The sequence below is a fragment of the Bradyrhizobium sp. BR 1432 genome (assembly GCF_051547705.1).
Lineage (GTDB): Bacteria > Pseudomonadota > Alphaproteobacteria > Rhizobiales > Xanthobacteraceae > Bradyrhizobium > Bradyrhizobium zhanjiangense.
In genome coordinates this window covers 819040-844079 of record NZ_JBPUGF010000003.1, presented here as the reverse complement: position 1 = coordinate 844079, position 25040 = coordinate 819040, and the positions used below count along the sequence as shown (strand labels likewise).

The 25040-nt window shown below is 58.0% G+C and carries 20 protein-coding genes and 2 pseudogenes; 14 read left to right on the top strand and 8 right to left on the bottom strand.

Annotated elements, in window-relative coordinates:
• Positions 1-252: 252 nt before the first annotated feature.
• Positions 253-1089 carry a hypothetical protein gene (locus ACSKB8_RS04055; RefSeq protein WP_438102678.1) on the bottom strand — a complete coding sequence of 279 codons (837 nt, stop codon included), beginning with the start codon at positions 1087-1089 and terminating at the stop codon, positions 253-255.
• Between the two features lie 814 nt (positions 1090-1903).
• Here ACSKB8_RS04055 and ACSKB8_RS04050 point away from each other — a divergent pair.
• The 3 genes and pseudogenes from ACSKB8_RS04050 (at position 1904) to ACSKB8_RS04040 (ending at position 5569) form a co-directional block, all read left to right on the top strand.
• The gene (locus tag ACSKB8_RS04050) at positions 1904-2989 is read left to right on the top strand and encodes a hypothetical protein (RefSeq protein ID WP_438102676.1); all 1086 of its coding nucleotides are present in this window, start codon (positions 1904-1906) and stop codon (positions 2987-2989) included.
• A gap of 10 nt (positions 2990-2999) precedes the next feature.
• Positions 3000-3993 (top strand): annotated as a pseudogene (gene araD1 / locus ACSKB8_RS04045) (AraD1 family protein).
• A 223-nt stretch (positions 3994-4216) separates the two neighbouring features.
• The gene (locus tag ACSKB8_RS04040; RefSeq protein WP_438102674.1) at positions 4217-5569 is read left to right on the top strand and encodes a PLP-dependent aminotransferase family protein; all 1353 of its coding nucleotides are present in this window, start codon (positions 4217-4219) and stop codon (positions 5567-5569) included.
• Positions 5570-5626: 57 nt separating this feature from the next.
• On the opposite strand, the pseudogene ACSKB8_RS04035 reads toward ACSKB8_RS04040, so the two are convergent.
• Positions 5627-5940, bottom strand: a pseudogene (locus ACSKB8_RS04035) (aldehyde dehydrogenase family protein); the annotation flags it as partial.
• Positions 5941-6324: 384 nt separating this feature from the next.
• Between ACSKB8_RS04035 and ACSKB8_RS04030 the strand changes: the two are divergent.
• From ACSKB8_RS04030 to ACSKB8_RS04015, 4 genes are all read left to right on the top strand, one after another.
• Entirely contained in the window at positions 6325-7536 is a 1212-nt protein-coding gene (locus ACSKB8_RS04030; RefSeq protein ID WP_438102673.1) for a CaiB/BaiF CoA transferase family protein, read from the top strand.
• 135 nt (positions 7537-7671) lie between these two features.
• Complete coding sequence (locus ACSKB8_RS04025; protein WP_438110379.1) at positions 7672-8391, top strand: enoyl-CoA hydratase-related protein; 720 nt, start codon at positions 7672-7674, stop codon at positions 8389-8391.
• A gap of 214 nt (positions 8392-8605) precedes the next feature.
• Positions 8606-8770, top strand: coding sequence for a hypothetical protein (locus ACSKB8_RS04020; RefSeq protein WP_438102671.1), 165 nt, complete (start codon positions 8606-8608; stop codon positions 8768-8770).
• A gap of 906 nt (positions 8771-9676) precedes the next feature.
• Positions 9677-11002, top strand: coding sequence for an MFS transporter (locus tag ACSKB8_RS04015; protein ID WP_438102669.1), 1326 nt, complete (start codon positions 9677-9679; stop codon positions 11000-11002).
• A gap of 483 nt (positions 11003-11485) precedes the next feature.
• Here ACSKB8_RS04015 and ACSKB8_RS04010 read toward each other — a convergent pair whose 3' ends face one another.
• From ACSKB8_RS04010 to ACSKB8_RS03985, 6 genes are all read right to left on the bottom strand, one after another.
• Positions 11486-12721 carry an NAD(P)/FAD-dependent oxidoreductase gene (locus tag ACSKB8_RS04010; RefSeq protein WP_438102668.1) on the bottom strand — a complete coding sequence of 412 codons (1236 nt, stop codon included), beginning with the start codon at positions 12719-12721 and terminating at the stop codon, positions 11486-11488.
• Positions 12718-13593, bottom strand: a complete 876-nt coding sequence (locus tag ACSKB8_RS04005) for a sugar phosphate isomerase/epimerase family protein (RefSeq protein ID WP_438102666.1) — start codon at positions 13591-13593, stop codon at positions 12718-12720. The genes ACSKB8_RS04010 and ACSKB8_RS04005 overlap by 4 nt, the downstream gene beginning before the upstream one ends.
• A gap of 28 nt (positions 13594-13621) precedes the next feature.
• On the bottom strand, positions 13622-13942 hold the full coding sequence (locus tag ACSKB8_RS04000) for a Rieske 2Fe-2S domain-containing protein (RefSeq protein ID WP_438102664.1): 321 nt from the start codon (positions 13940-13942) through the stop codon (positions 13622-13624).
• A gap of 161 nt (positions 13943-14103) precedes the next feature.
• Positions 14104-15099 (bottom strand): sterol desaturase family protein, encoded by a 996-nt coding sequence (locus ACSKB8_RS03995; protein WP_438102662.1) that lies wholly within the window; start codon positions 15097-15099, stop codon positions 14104-14106.
• Positions 15100-15216: 117 nt separating this feature from the next.
• A complete protein-coding gene (locus tag ACSKB8_RS03990) occupies positions 15217-16047 on the bottom strand; it encodes a 3-methyl-2-oxobutanoate hydroxymethyltransferase (RefSeq protein ID WP_438102661.1) in 831 nt (276 codons plus the stop codon).
• A gap of 251 nt (positions 16048-16298) precedes the next feature.
• On the bottom strand, positions 16299-17234 hold the full coding sequence (locus ACSKB8_RS03985) for a ribokinase (protein ID WP_438102659.1): 936 nt from the start codon (positions 17232-17234) through the stop codon (positions 16299-16301).
• 242 nt (positions 17235-17476) lie between these two features.
• On the opposite strand from ACSKB8_RS03985, the gene ACSKB8_RS03980 reads away from it, so the two are divergent.
• From ACSKB8_RS03980 to ACSKB8_RS03950, 7 genes are all read left to right on the top strand, one after another.
• Positions 17477-18364 carry a helix-turn-helix domain-containing protein gene (locus ACSKB8_RS03980; RefSeq protein WP_438102657.1) on the top strand — a complete coding sequence of 296 codons (888 nt, stop codon included), beginning with the start codon at positions 17477-17479 and terminating at the stop codon, positions 18362-18364.
• Positions 18365-18825: 461 nt separating this feature from the next.
• Positions 18826-20340, top strand: a complete 1515-nt coding sequence (locus ACSKB8_RS03975; RefSeq protein WP_438102655.1) for an amidase — start codon at positions 18826-18828, stop codon at positions 20338-20340.
• 29 nt (positions 20341-20369) lie between these two features.
• The gene (locus tag ACSKB8_RS03970) at positions 20370-21227 is read left to right on the top strand and encodes a branched-chain amino acid ABC transporter permease (RefSeq protein ID WP_438110377.1); all 858 of its coding nucleotides are present in this window, start codon (positions 20370-20372) and stop codon (positions 21225-21227) included.
• Positions 21228-21234: 7 nt separating this feature from the next.
• Positions 21235-22452, top strand: coding sequence for a substrate-binding protein (locus ACSKB8_RS03965; RefSeq protein ID WP_438110376.1), 1218 nt, complete (start codon positions 21235-21237; stop codon positions 22450-22452).
• 9 nt (positions 22453-22461) lie between these two features.
• On the top strand, positions 22462-23565 hold the full coding sequence (locus tag ACSKB8_RS03960) for a branched-chain amino acid ABC transporter permease (RefSeq protein ID WP_438102654.1): 1104 nt from the start codon (positions 22462-22464) through the stop codon (positions 23563-23565).
• Positions 23552-24286, top strand: coding sequence for an ABC transporter ATP-binding protein (locus ACSKB8_RS03955; protein ID WP_438102652.1), 735 nt, complete (start codon positions 23552-23554; stop codon positions 24284-24286). Before ACSKB8_RS03960 ends, ACSKB8_RS03955 begins: the two co-directional genes overlap by 14 nt.
• Positions 24279-24977 (top strand): branched-chain amino acid ABC transporter ATP-binding protein, encoded by a 699-nt coding sequence (locus ACSKB8_RS03950; RefSeq protein WP_438102650.1) that lies wholly within the window; start codon positions 24279-24281, stop codon positions 24975-24977. Before ACSKB8_RS03955 ends, ACSKB8_RS03950 begins: the two co-directional genes overlap by 8 nt.
• Positions 24978-25040 lie beyond the last annotated feature (63 nt).

Sequence of the window (25040 nt, the reverse complement as noted above, 5' to 3'; positions counted from 1 at the left end):
CATTGTCAATCAAGTGGGAGAGCTGCCCCGCAGCATTTAACCCCACAACTTTGCGGTCGAAAAGGCTTCGAGCCGTCACATCGCGCAACAGCAACAAGAACGCCCTAGGGTACTCAAGCCAGCAAAGCAATCACCTGTCGCCGTTTTCAACGCATTCACATTTCGCAGATCCAGGTTCTGGAGTTCTCGTCTGGGCGAGCCAATACAGCCAACCAGATCGCCGCTTGATCGACGGAAGGTTCAGTTGACTTGCTATTGCTTTTCAAATCCGACCATTTTCATGGTCCAGCGGCTGACGCCCCCCTTATCGTTGCGATGGATGAACATCTTCCTGATCGTGGTCTCAAGGTTTCTGCGTTCGATCGCTGACAGGAACGGAATGTCAATCTGACGCGTCTGAGTGAACTTTTCCACTAGCGTCTCAGTTGAATCGCAGGGCGGCAGCCGTACGGCAATCCCGTGCGTCGTGTGCAGATCCTCAATGAAATAGAAACCACCAGGCTCGACGATGGGAAACAGCTTCGCTAGAGCAAGCTGCTGGTGATAAGCTGCGTGTGAAGCATCATCGATAACGATCCTTACTGGAGGGAGCGAATTCGCAAGGCGTTCCAAGGCTGCCGCATCGCCCATGTCAAGGCGCTCGAAACGGAAGCGGTCCATTCTGAAGGCGCTGAAATCAGCAACGTCGCAGCCGACGATCTCGGCTTTGGGAAAAAATTCCAACCACATCCTGATAGACGGAATATCGTCAACCTTGCGACCGACCATTATATTCGGATCGAGAGAGCCGTTCCCGTGCTGTAATCCAATCTCGACCATCGTGAAGGCTTCGTGGCGGAACTCCTCGAACAAAAAAGAGTAGAAGCTGGTGTAGCCGTGGGCGTCACCAACCTCATCCCCCTTATCGGTTCCGAGGGTATTTGCTCGTTTCGTCAAATTTGGAAGGCTCATTGCAACACTCACAAGGATCATTACGCCGGGATGGCTTCGTCGCTTCAAAGAGCGTGCCAAACGGGCCGCACTGATTCCGATGGCTAATTTCCATTTGGCGCGTGTCGCAGTAGGGACGAACCGTCGCAACTCCGACAATGCGTCGTAGATGCACCTTCTCGATTCTTTTGCACGTCGCCATTTGATGAAGGCGGCGCGGCGCTATTTTAAGATCTTGCCGCCTCTGGCAGCATGATGAGCTGCACCATCATCTCCATCTCTGCGCCACGCGCAAATTCGCCGGAGACTCGCAGGTTCGACATTGGGTGCTTGGCAGTCTATCCGGCCATCCGCACCCTCGTTTCGACTTCCGCAGCGCGGCGGAACGGGTGGTTGCGCCATCACTGATCTCAGGAAGACGGGTCTGGTGCGGACGAACCGCCACGGCGCAGTTTCCTTCGCCGGCTTACTACGGTCCCGCGAACTCAGGACGTATGGAGTCCCACAAAGTCACGAGCGATACGCGATCTCGGTCACGTTCAATACAGGTCCGACAGCAGTTGAGCGCGTTCACGCTCAAGCACGGCCATACCTATCCTCGCCTGGGTCAAGACTACTCTTGAGACTGTTTCTTGGACTGCTATCGCAGACGTCCGCCGCCCATCCAAGCCTAATGCGGCTTCTCAACATGGCGTAACCCAGGCCGCTCGTCCTCCAGGCCAGGTGGCGAAATAGCTTGCGGGCACCTTCGTCGGAAGGACCATAGGCGAAGTAATGCCGCATGTCAACAAATAGAGATGCACCATTCATTAAGTTGCTATATCTCAAGAACCAGTGCAGGGTGAATTGCCATGCAGTGGCGGGCTGCTTCGGCGGCCAATACCGCCCCACGAGGGACCTAAGATGAAGAATACAAACTGGGATGAAGCGATCAGCCGCATGAAGAGTTCGCATCCATGCGACAGCGCAGCAGGTGGGCGATGGCTTCCCGCATTGGGCTGATCCAAATACCGGAATCTGGAAAACGACGGCTCACGGAGATTGGACCGGTGGTTACTGGCTTGGAATGTTGTGGCTCGCATCCCGAGATGAAGGGGGCGAGGGCTACAAGCATCTGGCAGAGGCGGTCTGTAAGCGTCTCGTATCGCGCGTGAATGCCGACACAGCGTTCAAGGCTGCGACGTTCTACTACGGTGCAGGCCTCGGGGCGCTCCTCGCAGCAAGCAAGTCAGCGCGAGAGTTGGGTCTCGCGGCGGCAAAAGACATCGAGCAACGGTTCAACCCCAAGCTCGGCCTGGTCCCGCTCGGAGAAAATGCCGAAGAAGGATCGCACGTGGGAGCAACAGCAAGCAGCATCGACAGCTTGGTCGTAGCTCTGCTGCTCTTTTGGGCTGCAAGGGAGTTGAACGACCGCCAAATGCGGACCATCGCCGCTAAACATACAGCCCGGGTTCTCTCAATCCATCAACGAGAAGATGGTGCCTTCGTCCAATCCTCTTCGCTCGATGTGCAGAGTGGCCAAGTGCTTCAACGCTACACGCACAAGGGTTACAGCGGAAGCAGCGTTTGGGCGAGGGCGCAGGCGTGGGGTGTGCTGGGTGCGACCATCAGTTGCCTCTTAGGAGGCGTCGACGAGCGCTTCCTGACCGCCGCAGTCAAGGGGGCGGATTGGTGGATTGATCGCGTGCCAGCCGATCGCGTGTCATACTGGGACTTCGACGATCCTGCCGCCCCTAATACTGAACGAGACACAGCCGCGAGCGCGTTTATGGCTTCCACTCTGTTGAAGCTGAGTTCGATCGCGCCCTCTGACAGCAAGCGTCAAAAATACAAAGATGCTGCGGAAAAAACGGCCGCCGCCCTCGTCGACGGCTATCTCACTCCGGTGGAAGATAGTGACAAGAGGCCCGTCGGCATGTTGGTCGAAGGTTGCTTTAATAAACGGGAAGATTCCAGACCCGAGGATTACGTGAGCAACGCCGAGCTGATTTTCGGTAGCTACTATTTGTTCGAGGCGCTGCTGATGCTCAGTGGCCGATTGCAGCCCTCCGACGTGTAAGGAACCTGAGATGCGACTAATTCAATTTTCGACTTCGGAAGGTCGCCGGCAGGTGGGCGCCATTCTCAAAGAAGGCGCCCCGCCGGTTATCGTCAAAGATGCGACGAGCGTCCGCGCCCTTGCGCTGGAAGCCGCGCGCTCGGATGCATCCTTGGAACAGCTCATTTCGGCGCGCGGGGTCGAGGGACAAGTCGACTATGACGCGATCGTCGCCGAGAAGAGGTTGCTTCTGCCGCTCGATCATGCAGAGCCGTCCCGCTGCACCATCTCTGTGACGGGCCTAACGCATCTCGGAAGCGCCGAATCTCGAGATGCCATGCACGCTAAATTGGCCGCAGGTGATCTTTCCGACTCGATGCGGATGTTCAAGCTCGGTCTTGAAGGTGGCAAGCCGAACCGTGCAAGCATCGGGGTCCAGCCCGAATGGGCCTACAAAGGGGATGGCTCGTGGGCGGTGCCTCCCGAATATCCGTTGAGTTTGCCGGAGTGGGCCGAAGATGGTGGCGATGAGGCGGAGGTCGTTGGCCTCTACGTCATCGGCGACCAAGGGGAGGTCCTGCGTGTGGGCTTCAGCCTGGGCAACGAGTACTCGGATCACGTGATGGAGCAGCAGAACTACCTCTATCTCGCCCATTCAAAATTGCGCCAATGCTCCTACGGTCCCGAAATTTTGCTCGGCGAACTTCCGCGTGACGTAGTCGGCACCGTCCGAGTGTTGAGGGCCGGCTCAACGATCTGGTCTGATAAATTCATTTCCGGCGAAGACAACATGTCCCATACCATCCGCAACCTTGAACATCACCATTTCAAGTATCGCGGTTTCCGTCGGCCAGGTGATGTTCATATTCATTTCTTCGGCGCGAGCGTCTTGAGCTTCGCCGCAGGCATCAGGCCGCGGAGCGGTGACGTCTTCGAGGTGGAATTCGAAGGCGTTTGGCCGGCCGTTGCGCAACCCACTTATCGCGGACGAAAAGATGGAGCTCCTTTCGGTCAAGGTGTTGTAGCTTCAAAATCGAGACCCGAAGAGCCTAAATAACGATTGCGTTCTGCATGGAGCAGGTGACCATTCGCGAGGCCGGGCGGTCACCGACTTCTTCATCCTCGAGCGTCCACCGACCTCCGGATACACCTCGGACTATTGAAAATCAGCCGTTTTTCACCCAAATTCGCGATTGCGAGCTGCGCCTCGGGAGTTGAAGGTCAAGGTCCACTGAGATAAGAGTTGAGATGCAAAAATGGTATCCCGAACTGCGCCCCGGCAAGGCACCCGCCTTTCTCCGTTTAGTTGAATCTATTGAGAAGGACATTTCGTCCGGCACGCTTGCCATCGGGACTAAGCTCCCGACTCAGCGTGACTTGGCCGAGCGCATCGGCCTCAGCGTCGGTACTGTAATCAAGGCCTATGCAGAGGGGCAGCGCAGAAGCCTGCTCGTTGGCCATGTTGGCCGAGGGACGTTTGTTGCAGAACAGCGCCAGAATGCCCGGTCTCGAGGGCGGGTCATCGATCTGAGCTTGAACATACCTGGCCCTTCGCGGTTGCCAAAGGTGCTTGCAGATAGCACATGGACGTTCCCCAAGGACATCTCCGATTGCGTCGGCTACCTCTCTCAGTCCGGGGTATTGGATCATCGCATCCAGTTCGCCAGGTTATTGCGCGAGATCGGCTTCGATACGGGACCGGACAATCTCGTCGTCACGAATGGAGCGCAACACGGGTTCTCGTTGACGCTGAGCGCCATCTGTCAGCCGGGTGATAAAGTATTCGTCGAGGCCGCCACTTACCACGGCATGAAATCGTACGCTCATTTCGCCAAGCTTGAGCTGGTCGGACTTCCAATGGATAGCGAGGAACTCGTTCCGGAAGCGTTCGACAGAGCGGCGGCTTCGGGCGATGCACGCGTGCTGTTCACGATGCCCACGATCCAGAGTTCCACGGCAACGATCATGGGAGCCGCTCGCCGTCAGGAAATTGTGCGAATTGCACGCAAGCACGATATCCTGATCATCGAGGATGATGCCTACGGCTTCTTGGATGAGGCCAGCATTCCCCTCGCGTCGCTAGCTCCGGAGCGGACGTTCTACGTCAACACGCTGTCGAAATGTCTGGCGCCCGGCCTACGCCTGGGCATGCTCATCGCGCCCGAACAGTATGTTCCCCGTATCCATCAGGCTATGCGGGCAACCGTCTGGATGGCATCTCCGATCTCTTCCATGATTGCCTCCGAGTGGATCGAGAACGGTATGGCCGCTAAAGTACGTCAGTCGTTGGCGCAAGAAGCGAAGAAGCGCGTAAAACTCGCTTCACAGATCCTACGGCCGTATGTTCGGGCCAACCACCCATCGAGCTTCCACGTCTGGCTGGATCTGCCGAGTGGCGCCGTCGAGCATGTTGCTGCACGAGCATTGCAACGCGGAGTGATCACCACGCCGTCTTCCGCGCTGCTTGTCGATCCGTCCCTGATCTCGGGATTACGAATCTCGATCGGCGTGCCGGAGAGCATCGACGACCTCGAGTGGGCCTTGCGGCAATTGGCCGGATCTTTAGAGGCCAGCAACGACGCTGACATGTCGATCATCTGAACCCAGAATGCGCTGAGCGCATCTGGTCGTGCTGTCTCTTCCGGCAGTTGAGCTTGGTCAGATGTTGCCGTCGTAGGAATAGGACGTCTTGACTGTCGTGTAGGTATCGGCTGCATACCGGCCCTGTTCACGCGGTGAGTAGGACAGCCGCTACGGCCGAACGGTACGTAGTAGTCCACGCCCGCAGTTGGCAGGTTGACCATGATCATCCCGGCTTGAGCATTGGATTTGAAGTGGCTCGCGTACTTCAGGCTCGACCTGCAAATCCCGGACGACAGTCCGAACGCAGTATCGTTTGCGATCTCCAGGGCATCTTCATAGTTCCGAGCACGGATCAGCATTGCAACGGCTCCGAATATCTCCTCCCGTGCGCGTAGGCGAGGGCAGGGGCAATCTTCCAGGCAGGGATTGCGACGGGAGAGTTAAGGCGTAATGAGCCCGACAACGCCCACGGGTTCTCGGAAAATTTCGACGTCCACTCCAGCGCGAACGGACGGCAGCTTCTCGTCCGCCATTCATCCGTGTCCATCAACGTTAGCTTCGTTGAAAAACGCCATGCTGGCGTCATGGCGCATTCATTATCTCGTACCGGCGTCGGCGCGGGCATTCCGAGGCGTCACTGCAATTCCCGTAGCTATTGAGATATGGCAATTTACAATTGGAATAGTGTACTTATTGACCTTATTCGGGATGTACTGTAGCTTTGGTCGTCGGCTGGTGGCCGATCAAGATCAGATTACTAGAGAGGGCGCCAAGTGATCGCTGAACCCACAGACAACACGCTCACCCCCAAAGCCGGCGCACTTAAAGGAATTGTCGTGCTGGAAGTGGGAATGGTGATGCAGGTCCCACTTGCCGGCCAAGTCTTGGGCGATCTCGGCGCGGACGTCATCAAGGTCGAAAGGCCCCAGGGAGACATCACCCGCGGGCTCGATTTCGAGGCAACTCGTGTCGGCGGCATGAGCTCCTACTATGCAGCAATGGGCCGCAATAAACGTGCACTCGCCTTGGATCTCAAGAATCCAGTCGGCAAAGAAATCCTTCTTCGGTTGGTCGATAAGGCCGACGTGCTTATGCATAACTTCCGACCGGGCGTGATGGAGCGATTGGGTCTCGGATTTGGTGAACTGAGCGCGCGCAATCCGCGGTTGGTCTATGCCGCCGGGTTCGGCTTCGGTGAGAGCGGGCCTCTGGCGAGCCGGCCCGGCCAGGATATGTTGGCCCAGGCTTTCAGCGGGTTGGCTCGCGGAGGGCTCGAAGAGCATCAGCCGCCTCACCTGACCAATTCGCCTATCGTCGACTACGGCGCGGCAATGTCGCTTGTACAAGGTGTTCTCGCCGCGCTTATCGAGCGCCAGACCTCGGGGCTCGGCCAAGTCGTTTCGACCTGTCTGTACGATGTCGCACTCGCCATGCAACTCTGTGAAATTGCGAGCGAGAGCATTTACGGGACGAAAACCAACTGGATCAATCAGTCGATCTTCTTCAAGACGAACGACGGCTGGGTTTCGGTGGTTATGCTGTTCCGCGACAACCCGCTTGGGCTCATGTGCCAAGCGCTCAGCTTGCCCGACATCAGCGCGCGACCCGAGCTCTCAACACGCGAAAGTCAGGTTGCGAATTTTTCGATTGTTCAGGAGCATTGCGCACAGGCGATAGCTTCGCTCACGACGGACGAGGTGGTGCAGCGACTGTCCGACGTGGATCTTCTTTGCACGCCTGTCAACGAGATCGCCGACGCCGTCAGTCAGGCCCAAACTGCGCATAACGGCATCATGTGGCAAGTCAATGTACCGGGGCGCGGGACTGTCCCGTTGGCCGGTCTTCCGGTTCGCCTCTCGCGGACCCCGCCAGCCGTCCGGATACACCCAGCGCCGATCGGTGCTGCCACCGACGAGGTTCTGTCCTCATTCGGATTCACAGCCGTCGCTATTGCCGAGGCACGCGATAAAAAGGCGTTTGGCTAGTCGGCGCGGACCTTCGTTCGCGGCTCACGTGAAGAACCGCCTTATAATTCCGAGCCAACTTCCACGGATCATCCTGTGACCACATCAGATCTCGTCATCGCGACCACGCCTTCCCCGCATGTTCGGCTCTTGATCATGAATAGACATGCGAAGCGAAATGCTCTGAGCAATGAACTTATCGCACATATTGCCCGAGCCTGCCGCACTGCCATTGCCGACGAGGATGTACGTTGCATCGTTCTCACTGGAGGCGACGCCTTCTTTTGCGCGGGCGCTGACATCAAAGAAATGCAACAGCGCGGGTTCGAAGCCATTAACAATCCAGCCAGGCGGAGTGACTGGAGGGATATTGCGAACTGCGTGAAGCCCATCATTGCGGCCGTTGAAGGTGTATGTTTCGGCGGCGGAAACGAACTCGCGATGCTCGCCGACATCGTGGTGGCAGGCGAACATGCGCAGTTTGGGCAGCCAGAAATCAATATCGGCGTGATCCCGGGCGACGGCGGCACTCAACGCCTGACGCGCGTAGCAGGAAAATCACTGGCAATGTTGATGATTCTTGGCGGTCAGCCGATTTCTGCTAAGACCGCGCTGCAGGCCGGGCTCATCGCGGACATCGTCTCCACCGGCTCGGCGACCGCGAGGGCGCTCGAAATTGCAGGCGTCATAGCGCAGAAGCCGCCGCGTTCCGTTGAACTCGCAAAATCATCAGTGCTCGCTGCATATCAGACGCCTCTGGATGCGGGTATAGAGTTCGAACGGCAGTCAATCCGGGTGGCCTTCTCGACCTCGGACCAGCAAGAGGGGATGGATGCGTTCTTTGAAAAGCGCCCGCCCAGATTTCGGGGAGAGTGAGATATCTCGACGGAAGCGCCTTTGCTTTTCGTCGGCGGCGCCAAGGACAGCGGCACGAGGCGACAAAAGCGGCGCCGTTCTTCACCAACCCGAATGTCAATAGCGGACGACGCTCCGATCTCGACTTGGATTAAGGACGTCGTTCGCAATATTGGGTGAGACGCAACCGCGTCCATGCGTAAAATGGGCGCTATGAGTTGCCAGGGCGACCGACTTGCACGCACTGTTCGTGACGCGCACCTCCGCCTCACAGTTTGATTTTGAGTTCGACGGCGTTGTGATGGTGTACGTCGCGGTGATGGTTTCGCCGAGATGGACGCCGCGCAAAAAGCGCAAACGGTCGCGGCCGTATGACACAGCCGGGCGGCCAATCGACTGAAGCGTCGCTGTTCCCGCGCCCGCCATGAGGCCTACCAACAATGCGCCTTGGAAGACGCGCCCGCCCAAGCCATTGCCTTTGCACATGCCTCGTCAAGATGGCTTTGGATGCGAGTTCAGCGAGATGTCGGCGAACGCGATCACCTCCAGTGATAGTCTTATCGATCGCAATCGATCTTCCGACAAACCCATCAAGCGCAGCGCCGCTGCTCATTCCGTTTTCCTCATCGACAAATTCAAGTCCTGGTGTTGCGTCAACTGCGCTTGACGTTGCGGGAGAACTGCACTGATCGCTCCCTCATTTTCCGGCGCGTAGTATCAAGAAAACATCAAATGAGATAGCTCAAGTGCGGTTGACGAAGGACGCGCCAGGAAAAATATGTAGTGTTTACAAAAACTTATTAGCGCAGCCGCCTGTGCATCTTTGCGTCACGAAGAGGTCAATGCCGCTCGATTCTAATTGGGCAGTACTAAGTCAAGGATTGAGATGATGCAATGTTGACATTGGCCTATGTGCGTGGTGTTCTCTTCGTGTAATGGACTAGAGCAGGAATTGCCAGCCGTTATGAGAGAGCGAATGTGAGCGAGACGCTCCCTTCGCCACGGATGCCGCGAACTCGCGGCCTCGGAGGGCGACGCGGAAAACCGCGGGTGCAACAGGAGGGGAAACGATGAGAATGAGCCTGGTGCTCGCATATGCAGGCTGCCTGAAAAATCAAAACAAACTAACTCGGAGACGTCTCCGGGCATGTCGGTGGTCTCGCCTGAGCCCAAGGCGCTCGGCGCGAAGATGCTCGCGTGTATTCCACATTAGCGCCACGGAAGCCCGCGAACGGCAATGACCGTTCGGCTCCGGCTCCTCCGATCATCAACCATAACGAATTGATTTAAAGACGGAAACAAAACCATGCAGCTGATTGCACATCCCGTTGACACCATCGTTGAACCTGAAAAGTCCGTCGCAACAAGTTCAATGACTCTGGGCCTCGGCGGGGGCGTTGCCCTCGAATTCTACGACTGGCAGCTCTATGGCTTCATGGCGGCATTCCTGTCGCCGCACTTCTTTCCAGCGACTGACCCGGTCGTCTCCCTGCTCGCGGGATTGGCAGTATTCGGCGCTGGATTTGCCGCGCGGCCTATAGGGGCGGCGCTGCTCGGCCCGATCGCTGATCGCATCAGCCACAAAGCCGTGATGATGATCGCTGTTTCGGCCATGGCGCTATCGTCGCTGATCATCGCAGTGCTGCCGGGCTACAAGGACCTCGGCATCACTGCCACCATCGTGCTGGTCACGCTCCGACTGGTGCAAGGCCTCGCCGTCGGCGCCGAAGCGGGCGTCGCGAATGCGATCGCGATCGAATTGGCACCAGCAGGTCGGGAGGGACGATACCTCGGACTGATCAATGGCACATTCATTATGGTGGGCTCGATCGGAGCCAGTTTGGTTGCCTTCCTCGTCAGCGCCGCGGTGTCCAGTGACGTCATGCGCGATTGGGCTTGGCGTGTTCCGTTCGGAGTCGGCGGCGTGCTAGGCTTGCTCATCATTTATCTTCGGCAGACCCTTCCAGAAACCCTGATCGCTCGCGCTATGCATCGGGTGGACGAGGACTCGCGCATCCAAGAGACGACCGGCGGAGTGTGGAAAGCACTTTGGAAGGCGAGGCTATCGCTTTTCGCCGCCATTCTGGTCGTTGGCGGCGTGCAGATCGCAAACTACACGTACAATTTCGGTCTGCCCAACATCGCCAACGGGGTATTCAAGGAAAACAGCACCTACGTGTATGGCATTGTGACGGTAATGGGCGCCATCTGGATGGTGTTCTCGCCGGCAATCGGTGCCTTTGCGGATAAAGTGAAGCCCTCGCGGGCCTTCGTCGGGATGCGCCTACTGCTCATCCCATCGTTCTTCCTATCTTTGTTCTATGCCGAGAACAGCATTCTGACTTTCTCAATCGTTATGTTGGTGGGCGGAACTCTCGTCGGCTGCAATATGGCGCTTTATAATTTCATCGCCACAACGTTGATGCCGAGAAATGTTCGGACCACTGGCGTCGCCCTTGGATACGCTATCGGGGCAACGGTTTTCGGCGGTACCACACCGTTCCTGCTGCTATGGCTCCAACGCTCTAACCTCTCGTGGGTGTTTCCATTCTACGGCACGGCTATCGCGTTGCTTAGCATCCTAGTTTATCTGATCGCAAAAAAGCGCGGCGGCGTCTACGTCGGAGATTAAGCACGGCAGGGCTTCGTCCCGCTTTGGCCGTCCCAGCGTGAACGATATTACATTACGAAAGGTCCCGCCCTTGGACGGGCCTTTCTCATTCAGATCGATCCCGCGCGAAGAAACACGCTGCTCTGGATCAGGGGTCGGCAATCCAGCTTCGTTGAGAACCAGATGGCCAAGCCGCGGAGCGCCCGAATCAGCATCGAATTGTCTTCATAGACATGAATCCTTGTCTGCCGCCGCTGTTCAGCCTGGTTAGCACAAGACGGGGCTCGAACATGCGGGCGCTATAGCTTGTCTACGTGTTTGACCGTTCCGTGCACAATACTACGCGGCCTGAGCGGGTTCTCTTTTCTCGACCGACGATGATCTTCAACGCGGCTTTCCGCTGCAGCGCCGTTGCCTTGTCCCAAAGGGCGCGCATCCGGACATCGAGTTCTTCGGCCGTCGTCACGATCGGCGCACAAGCAGTGTCGGATGCTGAATTCTATTCTAACCCAATAGTTTCTTGATGTTCATCTCGGGGTCTGCGAGCGCCTCTGCTTTAGGGCTAAGTCGCCTCCCGATCATGATTTCGGCGAAACGTATTTCTCTCGCCACTGGGCCCAGGCTCCCGAATCCGCATGCGGCGACCAGGCGCCCGCCGGTTGCTAGGTAAAACAAGATCTGGCCTCTTGCACCGAGGTGTCTGGTTACGGGAATTCCTCCTTCCGGGCAGATGCCGACGATTTGCAGTGTCTCGTCATATTGATCTGACCAAAACCAAGGAACGTCCTGGTAGGGACGATTCTCGCCCAGCATGTTCGCCGCCGCCGCCGCACCTTGCCGCTGCGCGTTGCGCCAGGCCTCCAGCCTGACGCGCTTGTCATAGAGACGATGCGGAAACGAACAGCAGTCACCCGCCGCGAAAACGTCCGGATCCGAAGTCGCGAGCGTCTCATCCAGAACGATGCCGTTGTCGACCGCTAATCCCGCCGCTTGCGCAAGTTCGACATTGGGCGTCGCTCCAACTCCAACGATCACCAGATCAGCCACATGCGAGCGACCATCGGCTATCACCACCTTGGTACGTCCTTCGCTGATACCGATACGCTCGACGATAGCGCCTGTCTCGATGCGCACGCCAGAACGTTCGTGCTTGGCCCTGATCAGCTCGGCCATAGAAGCTGGCACCGACCTCGTAAGCAGTCGTGGTCCTGCCTCGAGTACGGTCACCGAAGCGCCTCTCGAGACCGCACTCGCGGCCACCTCAAGCCCGATGAAACCGCCCCCAATCACGACGACATCGCATCCTTGGCCGGTGACTTGGCGAATACGCATGGCGTCGTCGTATGTGCGCAGTGTCGCCACCCTGGCTCCTTCGGCGATCGGAACGCTCAACTTCCGAGGTCGGGCTCCCGTAGCCAACAGGAGCCGGTGATACGGTATCCTTGATCCGTTAGAGAGCGCGACTAACTTGTTCCCACGATCGATCGAAGCGACTTCGTTGCCCTGGAGATAATCGATTTTCAACTCGGCGAGGCGCTGTGATGTCACAATCAGCTTGGGTTCATGGCTCGCCTCGTCGATCAGGATCGCCTTGGATAGAGGCGGGCGCTCGTACGGCAGCATAGTTTCATTGCCAATGAGGACCACGATACCCCGCCAGCCGCCTTCGCGCAGGGCGACGGCAGCGGCGGTGCCGGCTTCGCCCGCCCCAACGATAACTATCGTGGATTGGTCACTCAAGGGCGCGAACCATTTCCGAGCGATGAGTGAGCATCGCTTGCCGCACTCTCGAACAGGTTGCGCACGAGAGATTTGAGTAGGAGAGCTTCCGTCCAGCGATCTGTGGTGTCGTTGCCCTGGCGATCGCTAATTGCATAAGGCTGCGGGCCAAGTTCGCACGCGAAAGTGAGGCGGTCCTCCGCACCGGCGCGCCTTTGCCAGCTCTTGAAGCCGTATTTCCACCAACCGAGGAACAGATCCAGCCACATTTTGTGTTGCGGGAATGTGATCTCGACCTGTATCTGCTCGCGGGACGCAACGCGACCATGAAATGCCCAGGAGCGATCGAGCACTTGCCGCACCAGCGCTTCGTCTTCGTCCGAGATCGGATACCAGAATTCCCGGCCCAGCAGGACATGCGAGAGATCGGCAAGCATGCGCATCTCAGGGACCTGGTCCATCAGGTCGAGTGTGAAGAGGAGATCTGTCGTCATCCTATTGCGATGCGTTTCGAAGTAGATGGGCATGTCCGCATCTTGCGCCAACCTCATCCAGCCCTCCAGCAGCGCGATACAGTCGGCGACACGGCGCGGGCGGATGTCAGGCTGGACGTTGAGATGCAAGACGTCGAGATGCCGGGCAAGGTCAATGGCGGCTTTTAGGTGATCGATCGTCTGCGGGAAGCACATACCTTCGACTGCAAGTCCTGAGCCGGCGAGTGCGCGCCCAAGCTCGGCAACGCGCGCAGGATTAGTACACGAGGCGCTGATGCCATCGAACCCCGCTTCTCGGATCATCTCTATATTCTGGTCGACAGAACGTTCGATCCCATCGGGCTGGCGCCGTTCCATCGCCCAGAGTGACTGTAGGACAAGCAAGATCTGCTTCGTCATTGTCGTGCATTCCGCCCTTTGGCTTCGTTCAGAGCTTAATGAAGACGGTGTCGTTCTCGACCTTCACCTCGTAACTGCGCAGGTCAACGCATGCAGGCAATGCACGCGACTCGCCCGTTCGGTAATCGAAGGTCCCGAAGTGCTTGGGACACTCAATGATTCCGCCGTCGACGATGCCATCCGCTAGATGGACCTTCTCGTGGGAGCAGTGGCCATCGATCGCGAAGTAGTCTCCTTCGGCAGAGCGAACAATTACAAACGTGCGGCTGCCATGATCGAAGCGAAGTGTTTCTTCGGGCATCAATGCATTGGTAGCGCAGGCCGCAACCCATTCGCCTTGGCTAGTCATTTGGTGTTCCTCTGAATCTACTCGCAAGAATTGCGTCGATGCCTTGCCCATATTCGTCTGGGCGCGTGTGCCGTTGGCGGACGGCAGGGAGGCTCTCCGCGCGTGCTAAACGCTCATAAAAGCCTAGACGGACATTCCGTCTCGCGTCACCAACTTCAGAGCTAACTGCCGCGCGCCCACTTCTTGGCCTTTATGCGTTTGTACATCCTCTCGTCCGCTTCCGGAGAACCGTCGTGAGCTGTGCCGAACCACTCGTCGAGCGGGATGCGTCGCTCACCGTAGTTCACTTCGAAATATTTGTGATGCAGGTAGTGGTAAAAGTTGTCCGTGTTGATGGCTGTCGCATCGTCCACGACTACTCGGTCAAAACCTGTGTGAGACTTCGCGGCCGACAACCCTGCATGCATGAGTTGAAACATTGCATGTACCGGGTGGGAGGGCACGACGAAATGGATCAGCACGCCGGAAAAATAGGCGATGTGTTCAAGAGTAGACATTGACAAGCCGGACCACGGCCCCGGGTTGACATTCTTGTGGTGTACCTTGTGTACGATGTGGTACAGCGGTCCCATGTGAATGAGCCGGTGAATCAGATAGAAGTGCAGCTCGCGCCAGGCCGGCATCACCAACACAAGGACAGCGCAGTACACCGGGTGCGTTCCGAAATCGACGTACGGCACATAGCCGTTAGCGTACATCCACCAGACGAGGGCCTCATAAGCGGTCCATACCGGCACGCCGCTACACATAGTCCAGAACACATTTTCAGCTGTCTGGCTACCGAACATGAAGGTCGTATTGTCGGTGTCAGGCCACTTTGCATTATACTTGAAGTGCGTTTGCTGACGCCGTTGGACATAGAGAATGAAGTGGAAGCTGCCGTAGACAAAGAGCGTTAACCCCGCATTGCGCAGCAGAATGAGCAAAATCCAGTCAGCGCGGAACTCCCGCATTGTATCCAGTGTAGGCGTCAGATAGATCCACGATACAAGCGAGATCACGAAGTAAAGGGTATTCCAAGGCAAGAGGTATCCCGGCAACCAACGAAGGATCTTCTTCGGTTGCACCGGCCAAACAAAAATCGGCGCGCGTTCTGGCCTCTTGTTCGGCATCCAGTTCCCGCGTTTGTCACGCGTGCCGTATAAGGTGTCATCCATAGTTACCTCCACTCCATGGAACTCTCGGATGAGAAATCGCCTGCCTATGCGAAATCCTCAGGCGCCAAGAAATCGCTGTTCTTGCGGATATCGCTCGCACGACTAGCGAATCAACACTCAAAAGCCCTCTCGCTTCAGCGCTGACATGAACGTAGCGAATTCATCGTCGTCGATCTGCGAAATTTCCTGCGGCCCCGGAAAAGCAGTCGCGCTTACGTCAGCGCGAAATGCACTGAGAGCTCTCACACGCTCTTGTTTGACACGCTCTTGCAGTGCTTGCAGGTTTCCATAGGTCCGAGCATGCCGGGGCCGCCGGCCTTCCCCGCCACATATGTCTTCGGTGAAGAGAAAGATCACATCCGCATCAGGTCCAGAGCCAAGCGAAACCGTCACTAGTCCGGTTCGCCGACGAATCTCCGTCATGACTCTGGCTGGGATAACTTCGCATTCCACTGCAAAAGCGCCGGCCTCTTCCAGGCGGCGGAAGCGATGAAAAAGCGTCAAGGCTTCGTCGGCATTCTTGCCGAAAGCGCGAAGCTTTCCGACCCAGGTCGATTTCCTTGGAACGAGACCCAGGTGACCCATGACCGGGATATCTTCGGCTGCGAGCATAGAGACGGTCGCCATGCCACGTGCGGTGATCACCGCATCGGCGCCGTCGATCAGCGCCTTCAATGCGGTGCGTAGGATATCGTCTTGGGTTGCGGCGTCGGCAAAGCCCAGCGCCGCTGTGACGAAAAGCTGTTTCGAGCCTTTGCGCACGGTTTCCACGTTGCGGGCGCGGGTGACCAGCATCTCGACACCAGATTCTTCTGCCGCGGCTGCCTCGTCCGCCGTCTCAGCGGTGACTTGAGTGTAGCGTTTGCCCGAGTCGCGGGCCGCCCGCAGGTCGGCCACCGTCAGAGTGCGCTCAGCTTCGCGCGCGGCCCAATCGTAAATTCGCGGCATCTTGTGTTAATCAGCTCTCTAAGTTCTGCCAGACGTTCGGCGCGCCGGCTCCGCGCTTACTCGATCACCGCGCACACGGTTCGATATGCGGGATGCCCTGGATCGACGGCGAGATCAGGCGAAAAGGAGTGCGGCGGGTTTCGGCACTCTGGCTGGAAGCCGCACCTCACCTCGCTATTGCCTGTCTTGACCACGGTGCAAGCCGAGTCGAAATCTGGAAGGTGTGGTTCGGGTTCATTCCCTGCTTCCTTTCAACCCGAGGCGAAAATTGTACGATACATCTCGTCGGCGGCTCTGCGTGTTGCCATGCCAGGAATGACCCCGAGCTTGGTGCAGACCAGGGCGCCGCAGCAAACCCCGAAGCGTGCGGCGTCAATCACATCCCGGCCTTCGGCCAGAGCCACGGCGAAGCCCGAATTAAAGGCGTCGCCAGCGCCTGTCGTGTCCACGACGTGGACCTCAGCGGCCGGGATGGCTGTATCGATCGTGTCGGTGACGATGAGCACACCGCGATCGCCAAGGGTTACGATCACATTGGCGGCGCCGCGCTTACGCAGGACCTCCATAAGCTCGCGCGAAGGCCGTGGATCGTCCGGTCGCAGACCGAGCAGAATGCGAAGTTCACTTTCGTTCGGCGTCAGGTAATCGACTAACGGGAAGATCTCATCGGGAAGTGGCGCCGCGGGAGCTGGATTAAGGACAGTGATCTTGCCGTGTTTTCGGCCCAGCTCCATGGCTCGCATTGCTACCTCGACCGGAGGTTCGAGGACCGCCATCACGACATCGCTTTCCCGAACGCGGCTCTCGGCGCGATCGACGAAAGCCGGGTCCATGGCGTTGGTTGCGCCATAGTCCATGATGATGAAATTCTCACCGCGCTCGTTGAGAATGATGAAGCCCACCGCCGTCGGACTTTCGGCAATTTGCTTGACGTTTGCTGTACCAACGCCTTCGGCCTTGAACAGATCGGTTGCGATATCGGCGAACTTGTCCTTGCCGATGATGGCCACCAGCGAAGAGTCCGCCCCCAGCCGCGCGGTCGCAACCGCCTGGTTTGAGCCCTTTCCGCCGGGCCCCATATCGAAACTGCTGCCGAGCATTGTCACGCCGAAGACCGGAATGTTCGGAGCCCGAATGGTAAGTCCCACTGCGAAGCTGCCAACGACGGTGATTTTCGGTTTACCCATCAACTCCTCCCTTGAAGGTGCTTAAGACCAGCGCTTGTGTGGATTGCCTCCACGATATCGGCACAGGGAAATTGCGACGCTCAGCTTGGTGGCGCTGATCGCAGGCGCTGAGTATCGGCACCGGCTCCTCCCTGAGTACTCGCGGCAGCCAAAGGATACAAAACGTGCATCCGGAAATGCCCGTCGGCGAGTTTGCTTGTTATCGTTATGAGCAAGCATAAGTGTGAAGCTCGCAGGTAGAAATGGACAAAGCGCGCTCGGATTTATATAAAACGCGCATGCAGAAAATACTGCAGCGCACCCTTTTCCTTGAGAGCCATCAGTATGTCCTTCCTGATGTCGCCTGGGCTCGCTGCGCCTTTACGGTGCTGAGGGCTGGTAAAGCCATTACCGCCCCTGACCATCACATCGCGCGAGATAGCTATCCGGGCCAGGACATTCTCTACTGCACGGCGGGTCATGGCTTCGTATCCAGCGAGAGGAGGACATTCAGTATTGGGCGCAATCAGTTGATTTGGATCGCTAACGAGACGCCGCATGCGCACTGGCCGGATGAGAGCGATCCCTGGACCGTTCTATGGGTACGGATCGACGGACCGAACTGTGCGGCCATTCGGCGAAAGGTGTTTGGCGCTGGCGCAACTCTTGCGACGATATTGACGCCGAACGACATCGAACGGTGGTTCGACGAGCTGTTTGATGTTTTGCGCGCCAGAGATGATAATATCGATATGGCTCTCAATCACCTTGTGGCGGAGCTGTTGCACCTGATCGCAGCGCCTTCACCTAAGCACGGTGAGTTGCGTCTTCCCGCCCCATTGCGCGCTATCGTCTCAAAGATGCGGCACGCCCCGGAGCGATCCTGGCATGCCGAGGAATTGGCTTCTGTCACCGGTCTCAGCGCCGCACAAACGCGGCGGTTATTCCAAAAGTATCTGCAGATAAGCCCGAGGCGCTGGCTGATCCGAGAGCGAATTATGATGGCACAAAAGCTACTCCTGGAAACCGACGCGGGGCTCGGTGCTATCGCCGAACGTTGCGGTTTCTGCGATGTCTATCACTTCAGTCGTGAGTTTAAGCGCAGCACCGGCACCGCCCCCCGAACTTGGCGGCGCGCCGAAGGGAATTGAATCAATACGGTTTCAGCTTCCAACGTTTGATCATTCAATATTTGGAGCACATCGGCTTCTCACAGCGCGCAGATATTGCTGATCCAATGTCAAGTAGCTACGTGTTTCCTCGGGAAACTAAGCCGCTAACGCCTTGCGCAGCTCTGTCAGATGGCTGCCACATTGCAACTCTAAGGTGGCGACGCTGGTCTTCCTGCGTCGCCGCGCCCTTTCGTCATTTAACGCGGTGCTTGCGCTAACCGCGATACGAACCGGCAAAGGCTTGACGGCTCGGCAGGGGCTCCTCACCGGCAAATGCACTCAGCGCCGGACCACTTTACCCAATATTACCCAGATCGCGTTGCGCGCCCTCTTTGGGCGAATGCAGGTGCTCCGCAGTATATGACGGGTAAGCGGCCATCGTAGAATGCTCGATAGGCGGCACGTCCAAATGCCGGGACGAAATTTCTTAGGAGAGCCTCATGTCAGTCGCCCTTCCCACGCCAACCCAGCTTCTTAGCATCGCCGAACAGTGTGGTCTCTCGCTGACCGATGAGGACGTTGCCTCGTTCCGAGGCCTGATGCAGGGCTCACTCGAAGCGTACAATCTCGTCGCTGCGATGCCCGACGAATTGCCGGTGGTCAGATATCCGCGTACCCCCGGCTATCGGCCGTCTCCGATCGAAAACCCTCGCAACGCCTGGTACCGCAAGACGACGATCCAGGGCAACGCCAGCGGCAAGCTGAAGGGCAAGACGGTTGCTTTGAAAGACAACATTATGTTGGCCGGAGTGCCCATGATGAATGGCTCGGCCACCCTCGAAGGCTACGTACCCGACTTCGACGCCACTATCGTTACACGCATGCTCGACGCTGGCGCCGAGATCGCCGGCAAGGTCCACTGCGAGGCCTTCTGTCTCTCCGGCGGTAGCCACACCAATGCAACCGGCCCGGTGCACAATCCACACAAGATGGGCTATTCGGCCGGCGGTTCTTCCTCGGGAAGCGGGGTTGTGGTCGCGCTCGGCGAGGTCGACATGGCGATCGGCGGCGACCAGGGCGGCTCGATCCGTATGCCGTCTTCGTTCTGCGGCACATACGGTATGAAGCCGACTTGGGGTCTCGTTCCCTACACGGGAATCATGCCGATCGAGGTCTTTATCGATCACACCGGACCGATCACGGCAACAGTGGCCGATAACGCGCTGCTACTGGAGGTGATCGCCGGTGACGACGGCTACGATTCGCGCATCAAGGCGCCAAAGGTTGATGAATACACCAAGGCCTTGGGTGCAGGCATCAAAGGGATGAAGATTGGCATCCTCAAGGAAGGGTTCGAGCAGCCGTCTGCCGAGGCTGCGGTTAATGAGAGCGTGCGCGAGGCAGCCAAGCGCTTTAAGGATCTCGGTGCAACCGTTGAGACCGTCTCGATTCCGATGCATCTCCTGGGGGCGGCGATCTGGACCCCGATCGGAACCGAGGGCGCCGTCCAGACCATGATGTTCGGCGACGGCTATGGTCTCAGCCGAGGCGATCTGTACCCAACGTCGCTTATGGATTTCCATCGCGGTTGGCGGCGGCAGGCGGACTCGTTGTCGGAGACGAACAAGCTGTTCCTGTTGCTGGGCACCCACATCAAAAACACTTTTGGTTCCAGGTTTTACGGCAAGGCGCTCAATATTTCCCGCCGCCTCGCTGCAGCATACGACAAAGCTCTCGAGACCTACGATCTGCTGCTCATGCCGACGACGCCGATGAAGGCAACGCCGCTGCCGCCTGCCGACGCCAGTCGCGAGGACTATTTCACGCGCGCGATTGAGATGTTCACCAATACCGCGCCATTCGACATTACGCATCATCCAGCCATGTCCCTGCCCTGCGGAATGGTCGACGGCTTGCCAGTCGGCCTGATGCTGGTCGGTCGTTACTTCGAGGAATCCACCGTCTATCGCGCTGCCCATGCCTTCGAACAGATAGGCGACTGGAAGAAGATGTGAGGCGAGCTGCGATCGCGCGCGGATGGATTATGATTAACACTTTCATGGCGGCATTCAACATTCTGAGCTTCGGCGCGATCATGGTCCTGATCGTGCTCGGCCTCGGTGTCATAGCGAGCATGATGGGCATCTTCAATTTTGCCCAAGGCGAGTTCGTGTTGCTCGGTGCCTATATTACGTATCTCGCCTATCGTCATGGCCTGCCGGTTTGGGTTGGCATGGCGGCCGCACCGATCCTGGTCGGATTGCTGGGTTTTGTGCTCGAAGCGCTCATTATCCGCCGCTTCTATGCGGCACCGATCGTGGCGATGCTCGGCACCTATGCGCTCGGTCTTATCATCCGAGAGACGGTGCGTGGCCTGATTGGCGGCTTTTATCTGACCGTTCCGGAGCCGATTGGCGGATCTATCAATATCGCCACGATGCACATCTCGGCCTGGCGCTTTACGATACTCGTGATCACGGGCTTGGTGATGGGAGCCTGCTATTTGCTTCTGTCGCGCACGAGCTTCGGCCTGCGCATTCGGGCGACACTGGAAAATCCGGCGCTGGCGCGCGCCTCTGGCGTTTCGACGACGTTCATCTATGGCGCCACCTTTGCGTTTGGCGCAGCGTTAGCGGGGCTCGCCGGTGCCCTTATCGTGCCGGTTTTCGATCTATTTGCCGATCTCGGAATTCGTTTTCTGATCCAGGGATTTGTTGCGGTCATGGTCGGTGGCGTCGGCTCCTTCATCGGACCGGTCGCAGGAGCCGGCATCATTGGCGCTGTCAGCGCGGCGCTACCCTGGGCTGTCGCACCAGTAGTCGCCGATGTGCTCGTCTTCGTGCTTGCTATTTCTTTCATCAAGTGTCGGCCGCAAGGCCTCATCGCGCAAAGGGGAGTGTAGTCATATGATGACTGATCGCGTCCAACTTACACGCCGTCGTTTCCTTTCGAACTTCGCTTTCACGGCTGGTGCGATCGCCACAGGCGCCGGCAGCTGGGTGATCCGCCCCGACTGGGCCAATGCGGCCGAAGGTCCGATCAAGGTCGGCATCGCGATCGATCTCACCGGCCCGATCGGCTTTGCCGGAAAGGCGGATGCCAATGTTGCCAAAATGGTGGTCAAGGAGATCAACAATTCCGGCGGACTCTTGGGCCGACCGATCGAGCTGTATGTCGAAGACACCGCCTCCAATGAATCGGTCGCGGTGGGTAACGTGCGCAAGCTGATCCAGCGCGACAAGGTGGACATGGTGCTCGGCGGCCTCGCCAGCTCGATGCGCAACGCGATCAAGGATGTAATCGTGTCACGCGGCAAGACGCTCTATATTTATCCGCAATTCTATGAAGGTCAGGAATGCACACCAAACCTGTTCTGTAGCGGCGCCACACCGGCGCAGCAATGCGACACATTCATCCCTTGGCTGATCAAAAACGGCGGCAAGAGGTTTGCCCTTCCAGGTTCCAACTACATCTGGCCGCGCAACCTGAACGCATACGCCCGTAAGTTGATCGAAGCCAATGGCGGCGAAGTGGTGTACGAGGAGTATTATCCTCTCGACCAGGTCGATTTCTCCGCCACTGTCCACGGGATTATATCCAACAAGGCCGATACTGTCTTTAACACCGTCATTCCACCCGGCGTCGGCCCCCTGTTCAAGCAGCTCACTGAAGCGGGTTATCTCAAGAACGGCGGCCGGCTTGCTGCCGTGAATGAGGATGAGAATTATCTCAGCCTCCATGCGGTCAATGAGATGGAAGGGCTTGCGAGTTGTCTCGATTATTACAAAGCAGTCGCCAAAGATGATCCGGTCTCCGCCAGAATTCAGGCGGCCTATGAAAAGGACTATCCAGGCGATTCCCTGTTTGCCGCGAGCAGCGCCGCGCCCAGCACTTATCGCGGGCTGAAACTTTGGGAAGCCGCCGTCAAGGAAGCGGGGAAGGTCGATCGCGAGTCGGTAGCTGCGACGCTCGATCACGCTAAGATCGCGGAAGGGCCGGGCGGACCGGCCGAGATGGTGCCGGGCAAGCGCCACTGTAAGATGAACATGTACACGGCCGTGTGCAAGAGCGGGAATTTTGAAATCGTGCAACGCAGCAATGGGCTTGTCGATCCCAGGGAATGCTGACGCATCGCCATGAAAGCGACAAGCGCGGTAGAGAGGCCATCGGTGCCCACATTAGAAGTGAATTGTGCGACAGCTGAATTGGCTGAAACTGGCTTTGCGGGACAAGTTAGCCCTGCGCGACGGGTCCTGCTCATCATCGAAGGGCTAGTGCTGATTGCAGCACTAGTCCTCCCGGTAATGCTGCATGACTATCTTACGGTGTTTGCGACTCGCGTCGTGATCTTGGCGCTCTTCGCTCTTTCGTTCGATCTGGTGTGGGGGTATGCCGGGATCATGAGTTTTGGGCAGGCCCTCTTCTTCGGCTCGGCAGGCTATGGCGTCGCGCTGCTTGCACGCGACCTCGACATCACCTCGATCCTTTTGGTGCTGCCGGCTGGCGCACTGATCGGCCTCGTCTTCGCGCTGCTGCTCGGTGGATTCCTCATACTCGGTAAGCATCCGGCCAGCGTGATCTTCGTTTCACTCGGTACGCTCACCGGCGCCTATGCCGCCGATCGTCTCGCGCGCGGCTGGTACTACCTCGGCGGCCAGAACGGCATTCCCTCGATTCCGCCAATGACGCTCGGCTCGTACGAATTCTCGGAAGGGCCGATCTTTTACTATCTCGCACTGGGGCTTCTTGTCATTGTCTATCTCGCATGCCGCTTCCTGGTGCGCTCGCAGTTCGGCCTCGCGCTCGCAGGCCTGCGCGAGAACGAGCAGCGCATCGCTTTCTTCGGCTACAAGACACAGCATCTGAAGGCCAGCGTGTTCGCGATCGGGGGTGCTATCGCAGGCCTGGCCGGCAGCCTCTATGCCTCCCACGAGGGTTTCGTTTGGCCCAATATGGTCGGCGTTGTGGTCTCCACGCAGGTCGTGCTCTACGTACTGTTCGGCGGCTCCGGCACGCTGATCGGCGCGGTGATCGGTACGGCTATCGTCGAAGGCCTCTCCTTCTGGCTGTCGGACAATTACCGCGACATCTGGCCGATTATTCTGGGCCTGCTCCTGCTGCTCGTGATCCTTTTCCGGCCGCTCGGGCTCATCAGCATGATGTTGACGGAGCGTGAGCGCGTTGGCAGCTTCGCCGCGAAAGCGCAAGACAAGAAGGCGCAGCATCATGTCGCTTCTTGAAGCCGCAGGCATTGGAAAGATCTTCGGCAAGCTCACTGCACTCGATGGTGCGGCGCTCACTGTCGGCGAGAACGAGTTCCACGGTTTGATCGGGCCGAACGGCTCGGGCAAAAGCACGCTGATGAAGTGCATTGCGGGGGCGGAGGTGCCGACGCAAGGCAAGGTCAGCTTCATCAACACTGATATCACCGCATTCACGCCCAGCGAGCGCGCCCGGGCTGGCATGAGCCTGAAGTTTCAAATCACATCGGTGCTGCCAACCCTCACCCTCTACGACAATATCCTGCTCGCGCTGCAGGGGCACTGCTCTCTGCTTGATCTTGTGTTCTCGCGCAGCCGCAGACAGCTGCACGACCAAGTCATGATGATGCTCACCCAGTTCCGTCTCGCCGATCGCGCGTTTGATGCCGCCGCAACGCTCTCCCATGGCCAGCAGCAATGGCTGGAGATTGCGATGGCGCTCGCGGGCAAGCCCCGGCTCCTGTTGCTAGACGAGCCTACCGGGGGCATGAGCCTGGAGGAGCGCCGCGTCACCGGCGAACTCTTGCGACCAATCAAACAGCATTGCTCCCTCGTTATCGTCGAGCACGATCTCGATTTCATCCGCGACATCTGCGACCGACTCACCGTTCTCGATCAGGGCAAGGTGCTGGCGACAGGAAGCGTCGCGGAGATCCAGGCCAACAAGAGTGTCCAGGAGATCTACTTACGCCGTGCCTAAACAATTCCTCGACATAAGGCATCTTGACGCTGGTTATGGCCGCAGCCAGGTGCTGTTTGACCTTACCCTCGGCATTCCCTGGCGTGGCGGTGTCGCCGTGCTTGGCCGCAACGGTGCAGGCAAGACCACGCTGATGAAGACCATTGTCGGCGAGCTACCAAGCTGGAGAGGTGAGGTGGTCTTTGCTGGCCACGATTTCAGTCGCTTCCCGACCGAGCAGCGTGTGCGCGCCGGCATCGGCTATGTGCCGCAAGAGCACTCGGTGTTCGCACGCCTCTCAGTGCGGGATAATCTCGCAATGGGATCGCTCTTCAACGCCGACGGTTCGGCGATTGATCGGGTCCTGACAATCTTTCCCAAGCTCGGCCACCGCCTGAATCAGGCGGCTGGCACGCTTTCGGGCGGCGAGCGTAAGATGCTAGCAATCGGGCGCGCGCTACTTGGAAACCCAAAACTGCTGCTGCTGGATGAGCCGACCGAGGGAGTGTGGATCGGCGTGATCGAGGAGATCACCGAACGCTTGACTGAGCTTGCCAAGGAGATCGCGGTCATCATCGTCGAGCAACACCTCGATCTCGCATTGCGCGTGGCGGACCACGCGTACGTACTCGATCGCGGCCGGATCGCGCTGCAGGGCGCGGCAGGCGATGTCCGCGGCAATCCGGAACTTCTGCGGTACCTCGCACCATAGGTTTCCAGCGCCAATTCTAGATAGAAGATTTTTGAGTCATTCGCCGGTGACCTTGACGGGGCA

Excerpts from the sequence above, each read along its gene's own strand:
- ACSKB8_RS03965 (WP_438110376.1), top strand. The coding sequence starts at position 21,235 with ATGACTGATCGCGTCCAACTTACACGCCGTCGTTTCCTTTCGAACTTC.
- ACSKB8_RS03980 (WP_438102657.1), top strand. The coding sequence starts at position 17,477 with ATGGACAAAGCGCGCTCGGATTTATATAAAACGCGCATGCAGAAAATA.
- ACSKB8_RS03995 (WP_438102662.1), bottom strand. The coding sequence starts at position 15,099 with ATGGATGACACCTTATACGGCACGCGTGACAAACGCGGGAACTGGATG.
- ACSKB8_RS03970 (WP_438110377.1), top strand. The coding sequence starts at position 20,370 with ATGATTAACACTTTCATGGCGGCATTCAACATTCTGAGCTTCGGCGCG.
- ACSKB8_RS03955 (WP_438102652.1), top strand. The coding sequence starts at position 23,552 with ATGTCGCTTCTTGAAGCCGCAGGCATTGGAAAGATCTTCGGCAAGCTC.
- ACSKB8_RS04040 (WP_438102674.1), top strand. The coding sequence starts at position 4,217 with ATGCAAAAATGGTATCCCGAACTGCGCCCCGGCAAGGCACCCGCCTTT.
- ACSKB8_RS03985 (WP_438102659.1), bottom strand. The coding sequence starts at position 17,234 with ATGGGTAAACCGAAAATCACCGTCGTTGGCAGCTTCGCAGTGGGACTT.
- ACSKB8_RS03990 (WP_438102661.1), bottom strand. The coding sequence starts at position 16,047 with ATGCCGCGAATTTACGATTGGGCCGCGCGCGAAGCTGAGCGCACTCTG.
- ACSKB8_RS04000 (WP_438102664.1), bottom strand. The coding sequence starts at position 13,942 with ATGACTAGCCAAGGCGAATGGGTTGCGGCCTGCGCTACCAATGCATTG.
- ACSKB8_RS04015 (WP_438102669.1), top strand. The coding sequence starts at position 9,677 with ATGCAGCTGATTGCACATCCCGTTGACACCATCGTTGAACCTGAAAAG.
- ACSKB8_RS03975 (WP_438102655.1), top strand. The coding sequence starts at position 18,826 with ATGTCAGTCGCCCTTCCCACGCCAACCCAGCTTCTTAGCATCGCCGAA.
- ACSKB8_RS03960 (WP_438102654.1), top strand. The coding sequence starts at position 22,462 with ATGAAAGCGACAAGCGCGGTAGAGAGGCCATCGGTGCCCACATTAGAA.
- ACSKB8_RS04025 (WP_438110379.1), top strand. The coding sequence starts at position 7,672 with ATGAATAGACATGCGAAGCGAAATGCTCTGAGCAATGAACTTATCGCA.
- ACSKB8_RS04005 (WP_438102666.1), bottom strand. The coding sequence starts at position 13,593 with ATGACGAAGCAGATCTTGCTTGTCCTACAGTCACTCTGGGCGATGGAA.